Below are 16,053 nucleotides of genomic sequence, written 5' to 3'. Positions count from 1 at the left end.
GCCAGCGCCGCGAGCAGGGAATACGGCCATCGCATGGCCGGTAAACTCGGTGGTCGGGGACTGTGCAGCCAGAAGGTCAGGAGGCCCGGTTTGACTACCGGCGAGGACGCGGAGAAGCAACCGCCGCACGGCACGACGCTGGACGACTACACCGATCGCTATTCGGCGGCCCTACGGGGAATGACCCCGTCGGAGATCCGAGCGCTGTTCTCGGTCGCCAACCGGCCCGAGGTGGTCTCGCTGGCCGGCGGCATGCCATATGTGGAGGCCCTGCCGCTGCAGTCGATCGCGGCGCTGGTCAGCGAAGTGGTCTCCGCGCAGGGCTCGGTGGCCCTGCAGTACGGCTCCGGGCAGGGCCTGCCGGAGCTGCGCGAGCAGATCTGCGAGGTGATGGACCTCGAGGGCATCGCGGCCTCGGCCGACGACATCGTGGTGACCACCGGTTCGCAGCAGGCGCTGGACATGGTCTCACGGGTGTTCCTGGATCCCGGCGATGTGGTGCTGGCGGAGGGCCCGTCGTACGTCGGCGCGCTCGGCACCTTTCAAGCGGCGCAGGCCGAGGTCGTCCACGTGGCGATGGACCACGACGGGCTGATCCCCTCCGAGTTGAAGGCCACCCTGGAGCGCCTCCGGCGAGACGGCCGGCGAGCGAAGTTCCTTTACACGGTGCCGAATTTCCACAACCCGGCCGGCGTCACGCTCACCGAGTCCCGGCGCGACGAGGTCATGGCATTGGCTGAGGCGTACGACTTGCTCGTGGTCGAGGACAACCCGTACGGACTGCTGGGGTTCGAGGCGAGTCCCGGCCGCGCGCTGCGGTCTCGGTCGCAGTCGCGGGTCATCTACCTCGGATCGTTCTCGAAGACCTTCGCCGCCGGGCTGCGGGTCGGCTGGGTGCTCGCGCCCCATGCCGTCCGGGACAAGCTGACGATGGTCAGCGAGGCGCAGGTGCTGTCGCCGTCGAACCTGACCCAGAAGGTCGTCTCGGAGTATCTGCTGAAGTACCCGTGGCGCGAGCAGATCAAGGTGTTCCGCGACGTTTACCAGGAGCGCCGAGACGCGATGCTTCACGCGCTGGAGCTGCACATGCCGGCCGGGATCACCTGGACCAGGCCGACCGGCGGCTTCTACATCTGGCTCACCCTGCCCGAAGGATGGGACGCGAAGGCGATGGTGCCGCGCGCGCTCGCCCACAAGGTCGCGTACGTGCCGGGCATCGGCTTCTACGCCGACGGCGACGGGGTCCGGCAGATGCGCCTGTCGTACTGTTATCCGCCACCGGAGCGGATCGCCGAAGGCATCCGCCGGCTGGCCGGGGTGATCGGCGAGGAGAGCGAGTTGCGGGAGACGTTCGGCCCGATGCTCGGCAGCGGCTCGGCGGCCAACCGCACCTCCGGCCGATCCCGCTCACGCGGCACCGAGACCCCCGATCCGGGCACCGTATGAGAGGGACGCAAATGCACGTGATGGTGTTGGCCGGGGGGCTCTCGTACGAACGGGACGTGTCGCTGCGCTCCGGTCGCCGAGTGTCGGACGCTCTTCGTCGGGTTGGCGTGGAGACCACGACCGTCGACGCGGATGCCGACCTGCTCTCGACACTGCACACGAGCCAGCCAGACGCGGTTTTCATCGCTCTTCATGGCGCTCCCGGCGAAGACGGCGCGCTGCGAGGTGTACTGGACGCGGCCGACGTGCCATATGTGGGCGCCGCCGCCGCCGAGTCACGGCTCGCCTGGGACAAGCCGGTCGCCAAGACGCTCCTCAGACGGGCTGGCATCGATACTCCTGACTGGATGGCGCTGCCGCACGAGACCTTTCGCGAGCTGGGCGCCGCCGCTGTCCTGGAGCGAGTGGTGAAGAGCATTGGCCTGCCGCTGATGGTGAAGCCGGTCAATGGCGGCTCCGGGCTCGGCGCGACCCCGGTCTTCGACGCCGGTGAGCTGCCGGCCGCGATGATGTCCTGCTTCGCGTACGGTGGCACCGCCCTCCTCGAGCGCTTCATCTCCGGCATCGATGTGGCGGTCAGCGTGATCGACGCTGGGGACGGCCCGCAGGCGCTGCCGGTGGTGGAGATCGAGCCGGCCGACGGCGTGTACGACTACACCGCTCGCTACACCGCCGGCATCACTCGCTGGCACGCACCGGCCCGGCTTTCGCCCGAGAAGTTGCAGCAGTTGGCCGAAATGGCGTTGCAGGCACACACCACTCTGGGGCTGCGTGACCTGTCCCGGATGGACGCGATCATCGACACCGATGGCCGCGCCCATGTCCTCGAGGTCAGCGTGTCGCCCGGAATGACCGAGACCTCGTTGACCCCGCTGGCGGTCGCCGCCGCCGACCTCGACCTCGGCATCGTCTGCCGATCGCTGGTCGAAAGGGCCATCGAGCGCCGCTAAAGCGGGCTTTCTCAGTGCGATTTGGACTGTCCGGCTCGGACCGAGCCGGACAAAACCCTCTCAGAATCGCGCAGGAACACGATTCTCCTGGGAAAACAGATCGAGCGCGTCACCGAAATCGCTCCCGGGACGCGCTCGATGGCGTTTCTGACTACGGTTTTTCGGCTCGACCTTCGACGCCCATCACGGAGGCGATCCGCTCGAGGTCGTCCACCGATCCGAACTCGATGGTGATCCGGCCCTTGCGGCGGCCGAGGTCGATCTTCACTCGAGTGTCGAACTGATCCGACAGCCGATCCGCCAACTCGTGGAGTGCGGGGGACTGGGGCTGCCGGCGACGCTGGCCCGGCGCGGTCTTCTTCGGCGCCGGGCCGTCCGCGATCGCCAGCGCGACCAGTTCTTCGGTCGCTCGTACGGACAACCCCTCGGCCACGATGCGGTGGGCGAGGGCGTCCTGCTGCTCGTGATCGTCGAGGGCCAGCAACGCCCGGGCGTGTCCAGCGGACAACACTCGAGCGGCCACTCGGCGCTGGACGGGAGCCGGCAGGCTCAACAGCCTGATCGTGTTCGAGATCTGCGGCCGACTGCGGCCGAGGCGCTGCCCGAGCTCTTCATGCGTGACGCCGAACTCGGCGAGCAGCTGTTGGTACGCAGCTGCCTCTTCCAACGGATTCAAGTCGCTGCGGTGGATGTTCTCCAGCAGCGCGTCTCGGAGCATCTGGTCGTCGCCGGTTTCCCGTACGATCGCCGGGATCTTCTCCAGACCGGCGGCGGTGGCGGCCCGCCAGCGCCGCTCACCCATGATCAGCTCATAGCTGTCCGGGCCGATTTCCCGTACGACCACCGGCTGGAGAATGCCGACCTCGAGGATGGAGGCCCGCAGCTCCTCCAGCGCCTCCTCGTCGAAGGCGGTCCGCGGCTGCTTCGCGTTCGGCTGGATGCTGCTGAGCATGACCTCGCGAAGCGACGCGCCCGGCACCGCCGCCAAGTCCTCGACGGGAGGCGCCCCGAGTGGCGTGTTCGCTTGCTCGACTATCCGTGCCGCCGGAGTGTTCTCCATCTCGTCCGGGGGACTGGTCGGGATCAGCGCACCCAGGCCGCGGCCGAGGCCACCTCGTCGCGACTTCACTCCTGCTCACCTCCGGCCGCGCCACGCTCGGCGAGCTCCTTGGCCGCCGCCAAGTAGCTGGTCGCGCCACGCGAACCGGGGTCGTACGTCAGCACCGACTGCCCGTAGCCGGGCGCCTCGGACACCTTCACGCTGCGGGGGATGACCGCGGTGAGCACGGTGTCCTTGAAATACTCCCGTACCTCGTTGGCGACCTGATCGGCCAGCTTGGTCCGAGCGTCGTACATGGTGAGCAGGATCGTGGACACCCGGATCTTCGGGTTCAGGTGCGCCTTGATCAGGTCGATGTTGTTGAGCAACTGCCCGAGCCCCTCCAACGCGTAGTACTCGCACTGGATCGGGATCAGCACCTCTTCGGCGGCCACCATCGCGTTGACGGTGAGCAGACCGAGCGAGGGTGGGCAGTCGACCAGCACGTAGTCGACCTCATCCGGGTACGCCTCGATGGCCCGCTGCAGCCGGGACTCTCGGGCCACCAGCGAGACGAGCTCGATCTCGGCGCCGGCCAGGTCGATGGTCGCCGGTACGCACTTGAGTGTCGGCATCCCCTCGACTGGTTGGGCAACCTCTTTGAGGGTCGCCTCGTTGATCAGTGCGTCGTACACACTGAGGGTGCCGGCGCGGTGGTCAACGTCCAGTCCGGTGGAGGCGTTGCCCTGTGGGTCCAGATCGATCACCAGGACGTTGAGCCCGCTCATCGCGAGTGCCACGCCCAGGTTCACTGCGGTGGTCGTCTTGCCGACGCCACCCTTCTGGTTCGCCACGCACATGATCCGGCGGCGTGGGGGCTTGGGAAGGCCGGTCGGGTGCAGTACGTCCACTGCCCGCTTGGCCTCTTTGGCGATCGGCAGGTCGTCTTCCCGTGTTTCACGTGAAACGTGTTGATCCACGATCCCCGTTTCACGTGAAACGGTGGCGTCGGTCAACGCCTGCCTGATCCGCCGGTGACTCTCGTCCTCACCTCCACCAGAGGAGGATCGCGTCGGTCTGCCGTTCACAGGGGGACCGCCCGTCGTCGTCGTTGCCACCGAGGTCTCCGACTCCTTGTATCGCCCATCGAGCCCAGCTATCGCAGGCTCAATCACCGCGAGCTCATCCACGCCGGGTTGACCGACCGACGACGAGTCGGCCCGCTGCGCGGAGCCGCCGCCCCGGTCGCCGGCCCGCTTCTTGCAGCCTGCTTTCCCCCGAGCCGAACTCGCCCCACTATTCAACCAGCCGACCGGTCCTGCCTCACCGTCCGGCGCTGTTTTGCGCTTACGAGCCTTACCCACACTTCCCCCTTTTACCGACGCCCCTTGTCGGCTGCCCGGCTTCCCCTGCCGAGCGCAGCGCCTTCATCCTTGCGTACCACGATGACAGTCGCCGGTTCGTCCACGACGCCCGCACCACACCTACTGATTCGACCGTCACGCCCGCCGCTCTTTCGGACCGCTGCGCGATGCGTCTCCCACTCAGCCTCAGCCGAGGAGCCCTTCATCGCCACCAACAGTCCACCGGGTTCAGCGAGCGGCAGGCACCAGCGGGCCAGCCGGTCGAGAGGGGCCACTGCCCGCGCTGTCACGATCCGCGCACTAAGCCGGCCGGCTTGTTCTTCGGCCCGCCCACGTACGACCGTCACCTGGTGCAGAGCCAGATCCTCGACCGCCTCGGTCAGAAACGTGACTCGCCGCTCCAGCGGCTCCAGCAGCGTGATCCGCAGATCCGGCCGGGCGACGGCGAGCACCAAGCCGGGCAGGCCCGCTCCAGATCCGACATCGATCACGGTCGCGTCGGGCTCCATGAGCTCACCGACGACCGCACAGTTGAGTACGTGCCGGGGCCACATCCGGTCCGCTTCCCGCGGCCCGATCAGCCCTCGTTCGATCCCCGGCCCGGTGAGCCACCGGACCAGTTGCGCCGCAAGCGGCAGCCGCTCACCGAACAGGGTGAGTGCTGCCGCCGCGTTTTCTTCCGGGGGAGTGCCGTCCGCGCCCATCAGCGCTCGAGGCGTACCACCACGCGCCGATCGGGCTCTTCGCCCTCGGACTCGCTCCAGACGCCTTCGAGGTCGGCGATCGCGTCGTGCACGACCTTGCGCTCGAACGGGTTCATCGCGTCCAGGCGTACGTCAGCGGCATCCTGTTTCGCTTTCACGACCGCCTCTTTCGCGACCTCCACCAGCTGCGCCCGCCGACGATCCCGGTAGCCACCGACATCGAGCATCAGCCGGCTGCGCGTACCAGTCTCCTGGACGACCGCGAGCCGAGTCAGCTCCTGCAGCGCGTCCAGCGTCGCGCCACCCGGGCCGATCAGTGACTGCAGGCCGCGACCAACCACCGCCACCATCGCGCGGTCGCCTTCCACGTCCATGTCGATGTCACCGTCGTAGTCCACGATGTCCAGCAGCCGCTCGAGATAGTCGGCGGCGATGTCACCTTCCTGGATCAGCAGCTCCGAGCGGCTCGGCCCAGTCTTGCCGGTGCCGTCCTCGGTGCTCTCGCCGCCGTCCACCGCCCCCTCTACCAGTTGCTCCGCCGGCGGAGCCTCCACGGTCGACGATTCTTCGCTCACTGCACACTCCAGTTTCTCGGGTATTCCCGGCGGCCGGTACGGCACAGCCGCCGCTCAAGTCTCAGATCGACCAGGGTATGCCTGCGCGCCGAACTGACATCCGCCACCGCCGGCCACCTGGTCCCAGGTGTGGCTACTTGCGGCTCGCGTCCGGGCTGTCCACTGGCCGGCCGTTCTTCTTGGCCGTGCTGGTGCCGTTGGCACGGGCACCCTGCGGGTTCTTCTTCGCCGCACCTGCGGCCGGCTGCTGCTTGATGGAAGCGCGCCGAGCCGACAGATTGCTGCTCTTGCCCGTCGTCGTACGAGCCGACTTGGCCGCGGTGCTCTTCGCGGCCCCGGTCTTGGCAACACCGGTCTTGGCAGCACCCGTCTTGCCGGTGCCGTTCTTCGACACCGCGGTCGCGGGCTCGTCCGACTCCTTGCTCAGCGAGGTGGTGGTGGCTGGCCGCGGGCCACCCTTCTTCGGGTTGACCGGCTTGGCACCGGGCTTGGGCGCCAGCGTCTGGCCCACCGAGGGCTTGTCCGGGTCGGCTTTCTCGCCGGCCTTCGCGTTCGCGCCGACCGGGGGGTGCTTGTGCAGCACGTAGAACTGCTGGCCCATCGAGAAGAGGTTCTGCGTCACCCAGTAGATGACCACGCCGAGCGGGAACAACGAACCGGACACCAGCAACGACAACGGGATGCCGTAGAGCATCAGCTTCTGGATCATCGCCTGCTGCGGGTCAGCAGCGGCCGCCGTACGGGCAATCATCTGTCGCTGGGTGATGTACGTGGTGGCGACCATGATCGCGATCAGGACGGCGGCGACGATCTTCACCGTCAGTGCCTCGCCGCCCAGGCTCAGCACCTTGGCCGCCGGGTCGTTGAACGCCGCCGCGATGGGCGCACCCAGTAGTTTCGCGTGCGAGGCGCCGTTGAACTGGTCCAGCGTCCAGCCGTACTCGTTGATCGCCGCGTTCTTGGACACCGCGTCCAGCGGGTTGATGCCCTTCAGCACGTGGAAGAGACCAAGGAAGACCGGGATCTGCAGCAGCAACGGGAGGCAACCCATCAGCGGGTTGGCTTTCTCCCGGCGATACAGCTCCATCATTTCCCGCTGGAGCGTCTCCCGGTCACCCTTGTGCTTCTTCTGCAGTTCCTTCACCTGCGGCTGCAGCGCCTGCATCGCCCGCTGGGACTTGATCTGCTTCATGAAGACCGGGAACAGGATCACTCGTACGGTGATCACCAGGAAGACAATCGAGAGCACCCACGCGATGCCGTTGTCCGCGCCGAGCAGCGCGCCCCAGAGACTGTGCCATTTGAGCAGGACCCACGAGATCGCGATGTAGATCCAGTTCAGGTTGAAACTCACCGGGTAGCTCCAGAATCGGTTGTCATACGGCGCGGCTCGGGTGACGCTTTGTCAGGCACGGGGTCGTAACCGCCGGGATGGAACGGGTGGCAGCGAGCGAGTCGCCAGGCGGAGAGCCCCAGCCCGCGCAACGCGCCGTGGACGCGCAACGCCTCGACGGCGTACGCGCTGCAAGTCGGATAGAACCGGCACCGCGGTGGCAACGCAGGACTTATCCACCGACGGTACGCCAGCACCGGAATGATGAGCAGCCGAACCAGCCAGTCCCGGCCCAGCGAAATCTCAGGATCGCGCTGGTGGACGCACTTGCGTGAGTCAGTGGGCCGGGCTGGGGCGTTCATCTGGATCCGCCACCCTGACGCTTCATCAACGTACGCAGGGCCGAGTCCAGGTCCTCGCCCATCCGGGCCGACGGACAGTCCCGGGACGCCGGCAGCGCTCGCACCACCAGGTCGGAACCTGCGGGCAGCACGTCCAGGCGGTCGCGTACGAGGTGACGCAACTGACGCTGGACGCGGTGCCGTACCACGGAATTGCCGACCGCCTTGGAAACCACAAAGCCCGCCCGTCGGTCCTGCACGGGCGAGGCGGTGGTGGGACGTACGGCCAGGTGCACCACCAGAGTCGACCGGCCGGTTCGTTGGCCAGTCTTCACAACCCTGGTGAAGTCATCGCGACTACGCAGACGCGACGCGGCCGGCAGCACAGGCGGTCCGTCAGGCCGAGAGCTTCTGCCGGCCCTTGAACCGGCGGGCGGCCAGGATGGCGCGGCCGGCGCGGGTGCTCATCCGCAGCCGAAAGCCGTGGGTGCGGGCGCGGCGGCGGTTGTGCGGCTGGAAGGTGCGCTTGCTCACGTCGAGATCTCCATTTACGGCTGGTGCTGCGAATGCACAGGGTCGGTGACGTCCGGCGCGACCGCGGTTGACCGTTTCCTACCGGTCTTTACCGCCGATCGCTCCGCTTGCCGGATGTCCGTCGGCCTCGCTGGATCGTTCTCGAGGCACGACAAGTGGCCGGCACACGGCCATAGTCCTACCGAGGATACGTAAGTGATCCCGGGACGGTCAAACACACCCCTCGGTGAGCGGTTGTCCCCAGCTGTCCGCGAAGATATCCCCAAGCCTGTGGACAACGCCTTGTTCGGTCCGGCCGCACGCTGTTAGCGTGCTCGTCCTCAGTGGTAGCCGCGAACTGCGGCTGCGGGCGCGCGATCCGCGCGCTTGGGGAATGATCATCACCAGCGGTTGACCTGCGAATTGTTGGTCGCCGGCGCGGCATCGGACCATCAAAGGGGGCGATGGGGACGTGATGACGCAGCGCCCGCGACGATCGGCTGGGCGGCAGTCACGCGGTACGTACACAGGGTGTGGACATCTGTGTGGACAACCGGGCCGGTACACCCGTTTCGACGCGATCTCCGTACCGCGTGTCCGTGGTACGGCGGGTTCACTGAGTTTTGGGGAGGGGAACGCGGGTGGCTGATGACGACAAGCCGAACCTGGACGTCATCTGGGGGGAAGCCACTGCGGGACTCGGTGGCGAGTCGCTGGGTGCGCAGCAACGAGCGTGGCTCCGGCTGACCCGGCCGCTCGCGCTCGTTCAGGACACCGCGCTGGTGGCCGCGCCCAACCAGTTCGCCAAGGACATGATCGAACAACGGCTGCTGCCGCTGATCGCCAAAGCGCTGTCCGAACGAATCGGCCGGCCGGTCGGGGTGGCGGTGACGGTGTTGCCGGACGACGCACCGACCTCGCCGGCTCCGCCTGACGCGATGGCCGAGGCGGTCGACTCTCAACCTGACGCGTACACGTACCAACACGACGCCCCGGCCGATTCCCTCGCCGGCGAGTCTCCGATGAGCGGGATACGCGGAGTTTCCGGACTGTCCCGGGGACCCGAGGGCACCAGTGGCGCGATGAGCCAGCCGCACCGGCCGGGGATGGACAGCCAGCCGACCGGCGCGGCCACCGGACGTTCTTCGCATTCGTCCGGACTTGGTTCGCATCACCGCCCGCAACCGGTCGAACCGGCTCGGCTGAACCCGAAGTACATCTTCGACTCGTTCGTGATCGGGTCCAGCAACCGGTTCGCGCACGCGGCCGCGGTGGCGGTCGCCGAAGCGCCCGCGAAGGCGTACAACCCGCTGTTCATCTACGGCGGGTCGGGACTGGGCAAGACGCACCTGCTGCACGCGATCGGGCATTACGCCCAACGGCTCGGCCACGCGAAGTCGGTACGGTACGTCTCCACCGAGGAGTTCACGAACGACTTCATCAACTCGCTGCGCGACGACAAGGCGCAGATCTTCCAGCGCCGCTACCGCGACGTGGACATCCTGCTGGTCGACGACATCCAGTTCCTGGAACGTGCGGAACGAACCCAGGAGGAGTTCTTCCACACCTTCAACACGCTGCACAACGCGAACAAGCAGATCGTCATCTCCTCCGATCGCTCGCCCAAACAGCTGGCGACGTTGGAGGAACGGCTGCGTACGCGTTTCGAGTGGGGCCTCCTGACCGACATCCAGCCGCCCGACCTCGAGACGCGCATCGCGATCCTGCGTAAGAAAGCCGCTCAGGAAAGACTGGAAGCGCCGCCGGAGGTTCTGGAGTTCATCGCCAGCAAGATCGCCAGCAACATCCGCGAACTCGAGGGCGCGCTGATCCGGATCACCGCCTTCGCCAGCCTGAACCGCCAGGAGGTCGACACCGGCCTCGCCGAGGTGGTGCTCCGCGACCTGATCCCGGCCGACGGCGGTCCGGAGATCACCGCGACCCAGATCATGGCCGCGAGTGCCGAGTACTTCGGCGTCACGATGGACGACCTGTGCGGCCAGTCCCGCAGTCGAGTACTGGTGAACGCCCGCCAGGTCGCGATGTACCTGTGCCGCGAGCTGACCGAGCTGTCGCTGCCCAAGATCGGCCAGTCGTTCGGAAACCGGGACCACACGACCGTCATGCACGCCGATCGCAAGATCCGCCAGCAGATGGCCGAACGCCGTGCTCTCTACAACCAGATCGCCGAGCTGACCAACCGAATCAAACAGCGAGCCCAGCAGTGAACGCGGCGACGATGACTGTCCACAAGCTGAGTACACAGCCTGGGGATAACACTGTGGACGACGGTGGATGGACGTGGACAACAGCTGAACAGGTGTCGGATGTCGACAGGTCGCACACCGATTCGGCCGCTGTCCCCACCGGATGTCCACATGGTCGCTTCGCATTTGACCAGCCCGTACGTCCGTTGTCCCCGGTTTCCACAGGTGCGAAGACGTCGACGAAATCTATCTATCGAGGAATCATCAACAGCCTTCAGTGCGGCCCGATCTGGGGACAACGGCCGAGAATTGGGCTGAGCACCCCAAAAACGCACCGAGAACCAGTCCCGGTGAATCACAGGTTTTCGCCGCCGTGCACACTGACGAACCGAACAGCTTCTGCAGGAGGGCCTCGATGAAATTCCGGGTTGAGCGCGAGGCGCTCGCGGACGCGGTCGCTTGGACAGCCAAGAGCCTGCCGGCCCGACCGCCCGTTCCCGTCCTGGCCGGGGTGCTGATGACCTCCGAAGCGGACAGGTTGCTGGTGTCCGGCTTCGACTACGAGGTGTCCACTCAGGTCGGCATCGACATGCAAGGTGAGGAGTCCGGCAAAGTGCTGGTGTCCGGCCGGTTGCTGGCCGAGATCACCCGTGCGTTGCCGGCACATCCCGTCCAGGTGAACGTGGATGGCGCTCGAGCCGAGATCACCTGCGGCAGTGCGCGGTTCACGTTGCCGACGATGCCGGTTGAGGACTACCCCAGCCTGCCGAACATGCCGACCGTTGCCGGCACGCTGGACGGCGCGACCTTCGCCAATGCCGTCCACCAGGTCGCCATCGCGGCTGGCCGGGACGACACACTGCCGATGTTGACGGGCGTACGCCTCGAGCTCGAGAGCGATCGGGTCACCCTTGCCGCCACCGACCGCTACCGGCTGGCCGTGCGAGAGCTGACGTGGCACCCCGGTTCGGCCGGCGTTTCGACCACCGCGCTGGTGCCCGCCCGTACGCTGTCGGACACCGCGAAAGCGTTGGCCGGTGCGCACGAAGTGCAGTTGGCGCTGTCCCAGCCGGAGACCGGCGAGGGCATCATCGGCTTCGCCGGTGCGGGCCGCCGCTCCACCACCAGGCTGTTGGACGCCGAGTTCGTGAAGTATCGCTCGCTGCTGCCGGACAGTTTCGCGGCTCGAGCAACCGTGCCCACCGCGATGCTGACCGAGGTGATCAAGCGAGTCGCACTGGTCGCCGAGCGCAACACCCCGATCCGGCTGTCTTTCACCAAGGACGAGCTGATCGCGGAGGCCGGTGGCAGCGACGACGCTCGAGCGTCCGAGACGACCGGTGCCAGTTACGACGGCGACGAGATGACCGTCGCCTTCAACCCGCAGTATCTGCTGGACGGGTTGAACGCGATCGAGTCGGATACCGCGGTGATGTCGTTCACGGCGCCACAGAAACCTGCGGTGATCACCGGTGCGGACGAGAATGGTTCGGACAAGGTCGACTACCGCTACGTGTTGATGCCGGTTCGCCTCACCGGCTGACCAGACACCTAAACGCACAGCCACAGGCACACCATCGTCAATCGGCGCCGGATCACCAGCCGGCGCGGAAGCCAGGGGAGCGAGACGTATGCAGCTGGGCATGGTCGGGTTGGGTCGGATGGGCGGCAACATGGCCGAGCGGCTGCGGACCGCCGGCCACAAAGTCGTCGGCTACGACCGGGATCCCAAGGTGTCGGACACCGAGAGCCTGGCCGACCTGGTCGGCAAGCTCGAGGCGCCGCGGGCCGTCTGGGTGATGGTGCCCGCGGGCGCGATCACCGACGGCGTGATCGATGAGCTGGCCGACCTGCTTGAGGCTGGTGACACGGTCATCGACGGCGGCAACTCGAAGTGGACCTGTGACACCGAACACGCGACGCAGCTTGCCGCGAAGGGGATCAACTTCGCGGACTGCGGTGTTTCCGGCGGTGTCTGGGGACAGGAGTTCGGCTACGGTCTGATGGCCGGCGGTTCGCCGCAGATCGTTGAGCAGCTGATGCCGATCTTTGACGCGTTGCGTCCCGAAGGTCCGCGTGAGGAAGGCTTCGTCCACGCCGGCGGCGTGGGCGCTGGTCATTACGCGAAGATGGTGCACAACGGCATCGAGTACGGGCTTATGCAGGCGTACGCGGAAGGCTTCGAACTCCTCGAGGCCTCGCCGGTCACCCACGACAAGGTGGCCGCGATTTTCAAGGCGTGGTCCCGCGGCACGGTCGTACGATCGTGGCTGCTTGAGCTGATGGTGCGCGCGCTCGAGTCGGACGACGACCTGTCCGAAATCAAGGGCTATGCGGATGACTCCGGCGAGGGCCGTTGGACGGTCGAGCAGGGCATCGAAAACGCGGTTCCGATGCCAGTCATCTCGGCCGCGCTGTTCGCTCGGTTCTCCTCCCGGCAGCCCGACTCGCCGGCCATGAAGGCAGTTGCCGCGCTCCGGAACCAGTTCGGTGGGCACGCGGTCAAGGCTGACTAAGCCGCGATGTTGCACGTGAAACCAAGCTGACCCCGGTCGGACTAAGGAGACACGGCGCTCGTGCGGGTGAGGCATCTGAGCCTGGTCGACTTCCGCAGTTACCCGACCGCGGAAGTGCCGATTGACGCTGGTCCGAGTGTCTTTGTCGGACCGAATGGACAGGGCAAGACCAACCTGATGGAGGCCATCGGCTACGTCGCGACCCTGGGCAGCCATCGGGTGGGGACGGACGCGCCGATGATCCGGTCGGGGGCGGCTTGCGCGGTGATCCGGACCGCGATCGTACGGGACGACCGCGAGCTGGTCGCCGAGCTGGAGATCGTGCCCGGCCGGGCCAACCGCGCAAAACTGAACCGCACACAGGTGCGGCCTCGAGAGGTGCTCGGCGCTCTGCGGATGGTGATGTTCGCACCCGAGGACCTCTCGCTCGTACGAGGTGACCCGTCCGAACGGCGGCGGTATCTCGACGAGCTGCTGGTCGCCCGCACTCCCCGTTATGCCGGCGTTCGGGCCGACTACGAGCGGGTGCTCAAACAGCGGAACGCGCTGCTCAAGACCGCTGGGATGGCTCGTCGGGCCGGATCGGCCGGGGATTTGCGAACGCTCGACGTCTGGGACAACCACCTGGCCGTGCACGGCGCCGAGCTGCTGGCCGGCCGGCTCGAGCTGGTCAGCGCACTGCAGCCCTTCGTCGTCAAGGGATATGACCAGGTCAGCATGGGGGCGGGGCCGGCCACCACGACGTACAAATGCTCGGCCCTGGACGAAGGTGAGCGGGTCGAGGACCTCACTCCGGAGAAGGACTTGCTGATCGCCCGGCTGTTGGCGGCCCTTGCCCGAGCCCGGCAGTCCGAGGTGGAACGCGGGATTACGCTGGTCGGGCCGCATCGGGACGACTTGGTCCTGCAGCTGGGCGAGTTGCCGGCCAAGGGTTATGCGAGTCATGGCGAGTCTTGGTCGTACGCGCTGGCATTGAAGCTGGCCGCGTACGATCTGCTCTGCAGTGACGGCGGCCAGCCGATGCTGATCCTCGACGATGTTTTCGCCGAATTGGACGGCGGTCGACGGGACCGGCTCGCCGACTTGGTCGCGCCGGCCGAACAGGTGCTGGTGACGGCCGCGGTGCCCGGCGACGTACCGGAAAACCTGCAGGGCGCCCGCTACGACGTGGCCGCCGGAGAGGTGCGTCGTGTCCGCTGACCAGCAGAAAGAGCCCGACGACGGGCAGTCCGAGCTGCTCCCCGCACCGCCGGCGGACCCTGCCGAGCAATCGGCCAGCGGCCCGCAACTGGCTCGCGCCGCGCTCGAGGCGGCGCGCGGTAAGTCCTCAGGAATGTCGAACAAGCGACGTAGCGCTTTATCGACAAATCGCCAATCGGGACGGCGTTCGGGATACACCGGCTCGGGCCCGGATCCCCGCGACCCGCAGCCGTTTGGCCGGCTGATCCGCCGGATGGTGGCCGATCGCGGCTGGGAACGGCCGGCTGCCGAGGCGCGCGTGCTGGGCAGCTGGGACCGCGTGGTGGGACCGGACATTTCCGCGCACTGCACCCCGGTCAGCCTGCACCAAGGCCAGCTGACGCTGCAGGCTGAGTCGACCGCCTGGGCCACCCAGTTGCGGTTGCTGGCGCCAAGACTGCTGGCCATCCTGGCCACCGAAGTAGGCGCCGGCGTGGTCAGCAAACTCTCCATTCACGGGCCGGCCGCCCCATCCTGGAAAAAGGGCCCCCGTACGGTCCGTGGCCGCGGTCCCCGGGACACGTACGGCTGAGGCTGGCTCAGCGCCCACCGGCTCCTTTCACGACCTGTTCCGCGGAACGGGGAGAGGCCGACCACCTCTCACGTTACTACCCCTGGTAGCATCACCCCATGGTCACGATTCCGAGCGATCTGAGCGGCCCTGTCCCGGCCAACCCCGGCCGAGATGTCCGGGATGTCATCGACATGGTCAGGCGGTTGGCGTCGATGCGACAGTCGCACCGCGCCACGGCGTATGAGGTCGACTTGAGCAACCTGTTCAGTACGGACCTCGGCGACATCACCGAGACGGTCGCTCAGCGCTCTCTTGGTCGGGCCAGGAAGGTCAGTGTTTCGCTACCCGAGGAGCTCACGATGGCCTTGCAACAGCGGCTCGGCAAGGGCGAGTTCTCGCAGTATGTGACCGATGCGGTCGCCCGCCAGTTGGAGCTTGACCTGTTGGCCGAGTTGTCGGACCTGTTCGAGTCCGAAGACGGCCCGGTGCCGGCTGAGTATCTCGAGGAGGCGCGCCTCGCATGGCCAGACGCCGAGTGACGATCGGCGGCACCCTCGTCCTTGACAGCGATGGTCTGTGCAAACTCGCCGCCAAGGATCAGCGGGCGCGGGCCTATCACGACTCCGCGGTCGCTCGTGGCGCGCAGGTGGTGGTGAGCGCGATAACCCTCGCCGAGGTGTTACGTGGCAGCGCACGTGACGCGGCCCTGCATCGGGTCCTGTCACGGATCATCACCGTGCCGGTGTCGGCCTCGTTGGGCCGGGCGGCCGGTGAACTGCTCGGCCTGGTCGGCCTCACCGGTCATCGTTGCGCGGTCGACTCCGTGGTGGCGGCGACGGCGCTGGTGATGTCACGGCCGGTCGTCGTGCTGACCAGCGATCCGGAAGACCTCAGTCGACTGGTCGAGGAGCCACACTGCCCAAAAGAGCACCAAGTCGCGATCGTACGCATTTGAACGGAATATAAGTCACACGTGTCCCAACCGTTACGAGCCTCCGGAGAGCTGCTGAACGCCATAAGGCGCGTGGGGGGATGCGCGGATGGGGGCTCCGGCCGGCTGTGAGGACATTAGGGGGTGGCAATGCGCTGTCATCCTCCGGCGGAGCGGTAGGATAGACGAAGTACATCGGCGTAAGAGTGCCTCATTCGGCCGCAGCCACGCTCACTATGAGGGCGGCGGGCCGGCGACCGGCGGCTCGGCGACCGTCGCAGCGCACTCGCTGCGGGCGGCGGCTGTGTCGTCTGGATGCCGTCTGGATGTTCGTACGGGTTGAGGACCTGCACTAACTCTACCGCCGCGCCGCATCGCGCA

17 protein-coding genes are annotated in these 16,053 nt (G+C 67.0%); 9 read left to right on the top strand and 8 right to left on the bottom strand.

Going from position 1 to position 16,053, the window contains the following annotated elements; all coding sequences use genetic code 11:
• Nucleotides 1–90: 90 nt before the first annotated feature.
• Nucleotides 91–1,446 carry an aminotransferase-like domain-containing protein gene (locus ABD301_RS14425; RefSeq protein ID WP_344310618.1) on the top strand — a complete coding sequence of 452 codons (1,356 nt, stop codon included), beginning with the start codon at nt 91–93 and terminating at the stop codon, nt 1,444–1,446.
• On the top strand, nt 1,443–2,396 hold the full coding sequence (locus tag ABD301_RS14420; protein ID WP_344310616.1) for a D-alanine--D-alanine ligase family protein: 954 nt from the start codon (nt 1,443–1,445) through the stop codon (nt 2,394–2,396). The genes ABD301_RS14425 and ABD301_RS14420 overlap by 4 nt, the downstream gene beginning before the upstream one ends.
• Nucleotides 2,397–2,547: 151 nt before the next feature.
• Here the strand turns inward: ABD301_RS14420 and ABD301_RS14415 are convergent, their stop codons facing one another.
• The 8 genes from ABD301_RS14415 to rpmH form a co-directional block, all read right to left on the bottom strand.
• Nucleotides 2,548–3,525, bottom strand: a complete 978-nt coding sequence (locus tag ABD301_RS14415) for a ParB/RepB/Spo0J family partition protein (protein WP_344310614.1) — start codon at nt 3,523–3,525, stop codon at nt 2,548–2,550.
• Nucleotides 3,522–4,451 carry a ParA family protein gene (locus ABD301_RS14410; protein ID WP_425551936.1) on the bottom strand — a complete coding sequence of 310 codons (930 nt, stop codon included), beginning with the start codon at nt 4,449–4,451 and terminating at the stop codon, nt 3,522–3,524. Before ABD301_RS14410 ends, ABD301_RS14415 begins: the two co-directional genes overlap by 4 nt.
• Nucleotides 4,452–4,810: 359 nt before the next feature.
• Complete coding sequence (gene rsmG, locus ABD301_RS14405) at nt 4,811–5,503, bottom strand: 16S rRNA (guanine(527)-N(7))-methyltransferase RsmG (RefSeq protein WP_344310610.1); 693 nt, start codon at nt 5,501–5,503, stop codon at nt 4,811–4,813.
• Complete coding sequence (locus tag ABD301_RS14400; protein WP_344310608.1) at nt 5,503–6,078, bottom strand: Jag family protein; 576 nt, start codon at nt 6,076–6,078, stop codon at nt 5,503–5,505. The genes rsmG and ABD301_RS14400 overlap by 1 nt, the downstream gene beginning before the upstream one ends.
• A 133-nt stretch (nt 6,079–6,211) precedes the next feature.
• A complete protein-coding gene (yidC, locus tag ABD301_RS14395; protein ID WP_163568200.1) occupies nt 6,212–7,432 on the bottom strand; it encodes a membrane protein insertase YidC in 1,221 nt (406 codons plus the stop codon).
• Entirely contained in the window at nt 7,429–7,773 is a 345-nt protein-coding gene (yidD, locus tag ABD301_RS14390) for a membrane protein insertion efficiency factor YidD (protein WP_279580136.1), read from the bottom strand. The genes yidC and yidD overlap by 4 nt, the downstream gene beginning before the upstream one ends.
• Nucleotides 7,770–8,138, bottom strand: a complete 369-nt coding sequence (rnpA, locus tag ABD301_RS14385; protein WP_163568201.1) for a ribonuclease P protein component — start codon at nt 8,136–8,138, stop codon at nt 7,770–7,772. Before rnpA ends, yidD begins: the two co-directional genes overlap by 4 nt.
• 10 nt (nt 8,139–8,148) lie before the next feature.
• The gene (rpmH, locus tag ABD301_RS14380; RefSeq protein ID WP_163568202.1) at nt 8,149–8,286 is read right to left on the bottom strand and encodes a 50S ribosomal protein L34; all 138 of its coding nucleotides are present in this window, start codon (nt 8,284–8,286) and stop codon (nt 8,149–8,151) included.
• A 644-nt stretch (nt 8,287–8,930) separates the two neighbouring features.
• On the opposite strand from rpmH, the gene dnaA reads away from it, so the two are divergent.
• The 7 genes from dnaA to ABD301_RS14345 all read left to right on the top strand — a co-directional run bounded on the left by dnaA (nt 8,931) and on the right by ABD301_RS14345 (nt 15,696).
• Nucleotides 8,931–10,493, top strand: coding sequence for a chromosomal replication initiator protein DnaA (dnaA, locus tag ABD301_RS14375; protein WP_344311132.1), 1,563 nt, complete (start codon nt 8,931–8,933; stop codon nt 10,491–10,493).
• A 394-nt stretch (nt 10,494–10,887) separates the two neighbouring features.
• Nucleotides 10,888–12,015: a DNA polymerase III subunit beta gene (gene dnaN / locus ABD301_RS14370; RefSeq protein WP_163568203.1), complete on the top strand. Its 1,128-nt coding sequence runs from the start codon at nt 10,888–10,890 to the stop codon at nt 12,013–12,015.
• Nucleotides 12,016–12,055: 40 nt separating this feature from the next.
• Nucleotides 12,056–12,988, top strand: coding sequence for a phosphogluconate dehydrogenase (NAD(+)-dependent, decarboxylating) (gene gnd, locus ABD301_RS14365; protein ID WP_344311131.1), 933 nt, complete (start codon nt 12,056–12,058; stop codon nt 12,986–12,988).
• 60 nt (nt 12,989–13,048) lie between these two features.
• Complete coding sequence (gene recF / locus ABD301_RS14360) at nt 13,049–14,188, top strand: DNA replication/repair protein RecF (protein WP_344310603.1); 1,140 nt, start codon at nt 13,049–13,051, stop codon at nt 14,186–14,188.
• Nucleotides 14,178–14,759, top strand: coding sequence for a DciA family protein (locus ABD301_RS14355; protein WP_344310601.1), 582 nt, complete (start codon nt 14,178–14,180; stop codon nt 14,757–14,759). The genes recF and ABD301_RS14355 overlap by 11 nt, the downstream gene beginning before the upstream one ends.
• A 98-nt stretch (nt 14,760–14,857) precedes the next feature.
• Nucleotides 14,858–15,280, top strand: a complete 423-nt coding sequence (locus ABD301_RS14350; RefSeq protein ID WP_344310599.1) for a hypothetical protein — start codon at nt 14,858–14,860, stop codon at nt 15,278–15,280.
• Nucleotides 15,262–15,696: a type II toxin-antitoxin system VapC family toxin gene (locus ABD301_RS14345; RefSeq protein WP_279580139.1), complete on the top strand. Its 435-nt coding sequence runs from the start codon at nt 15,262–15,264 to the stop codon at nt 15,694–15,696. The genes ABD301_RS14350 and ABD301_RS14345 overlap by 19 nt, the downstream gene beginning before the upstream one ends.
• Nucleotides 15,697–16,053 lie beyond the last annotated feature (357 nt).

It is taken from the genome of Fodinicola feengrottensis (assembly GCF_039530045.1).
GTDB lineage: Bacteria > Actinomycetota > Actinomycetes > Mycobacteriales > HKI-0501 > Fodinicola > Fodinicola feengrottensis.
Note: the sequence above shows the minus strand (reverse complement) of the source record. Positions and strands in the feature narration are given on the sequence as shown.

What these genes read in the sequence shown, in the direction of transcription:
- ABD301_RS14420 (WP_344310616.1), top strand. Translation starts at nt 1,443, where the DNA reads ATGAGAGGGACGCAAATGCACGTGATGGTGTTGGCCGGGGGGCTCTCG.
- rsmG (WP_344310610.1), bottom strand. Translation starts at nt 5,503, where the DNA reads ATGGGCGCGGACGGCACTCCCCCGGAAGAAAACGCGGCGGCAGCACTC.
- yidD (WP_279580136.1), bottom strand. Translation starts at nt 7,773, where the DNA reads ATGAACGCCCCAGCCCGGCCCACTGACTCACGCAAGTGCGTCCACCAG.
- dnaN (WP_163568203.1), top strand. Translation starts at nt 10,888, where the DNA reads ATGAAATTCCGGGTTGAGCGCGAGGCGCTCGCGGACGCGGTCGCTTGG.
- ABD301_RS14350 (WP_344310599.1), top strand. Translation starts at nt 14,858, where the DNA reads ATGGTCACGATTCCGAGCGATCTGAGCGGCCCTGTCCCGGCCAACCCC.
- ABD301_RS14345 (WP_279580139.1), top strand. Translation starts at nt 15,262, where the DNA reads ATGGCCAGACGCCGAGTGACGATCGGCGGCACCCTCGTCCTTGACAGC.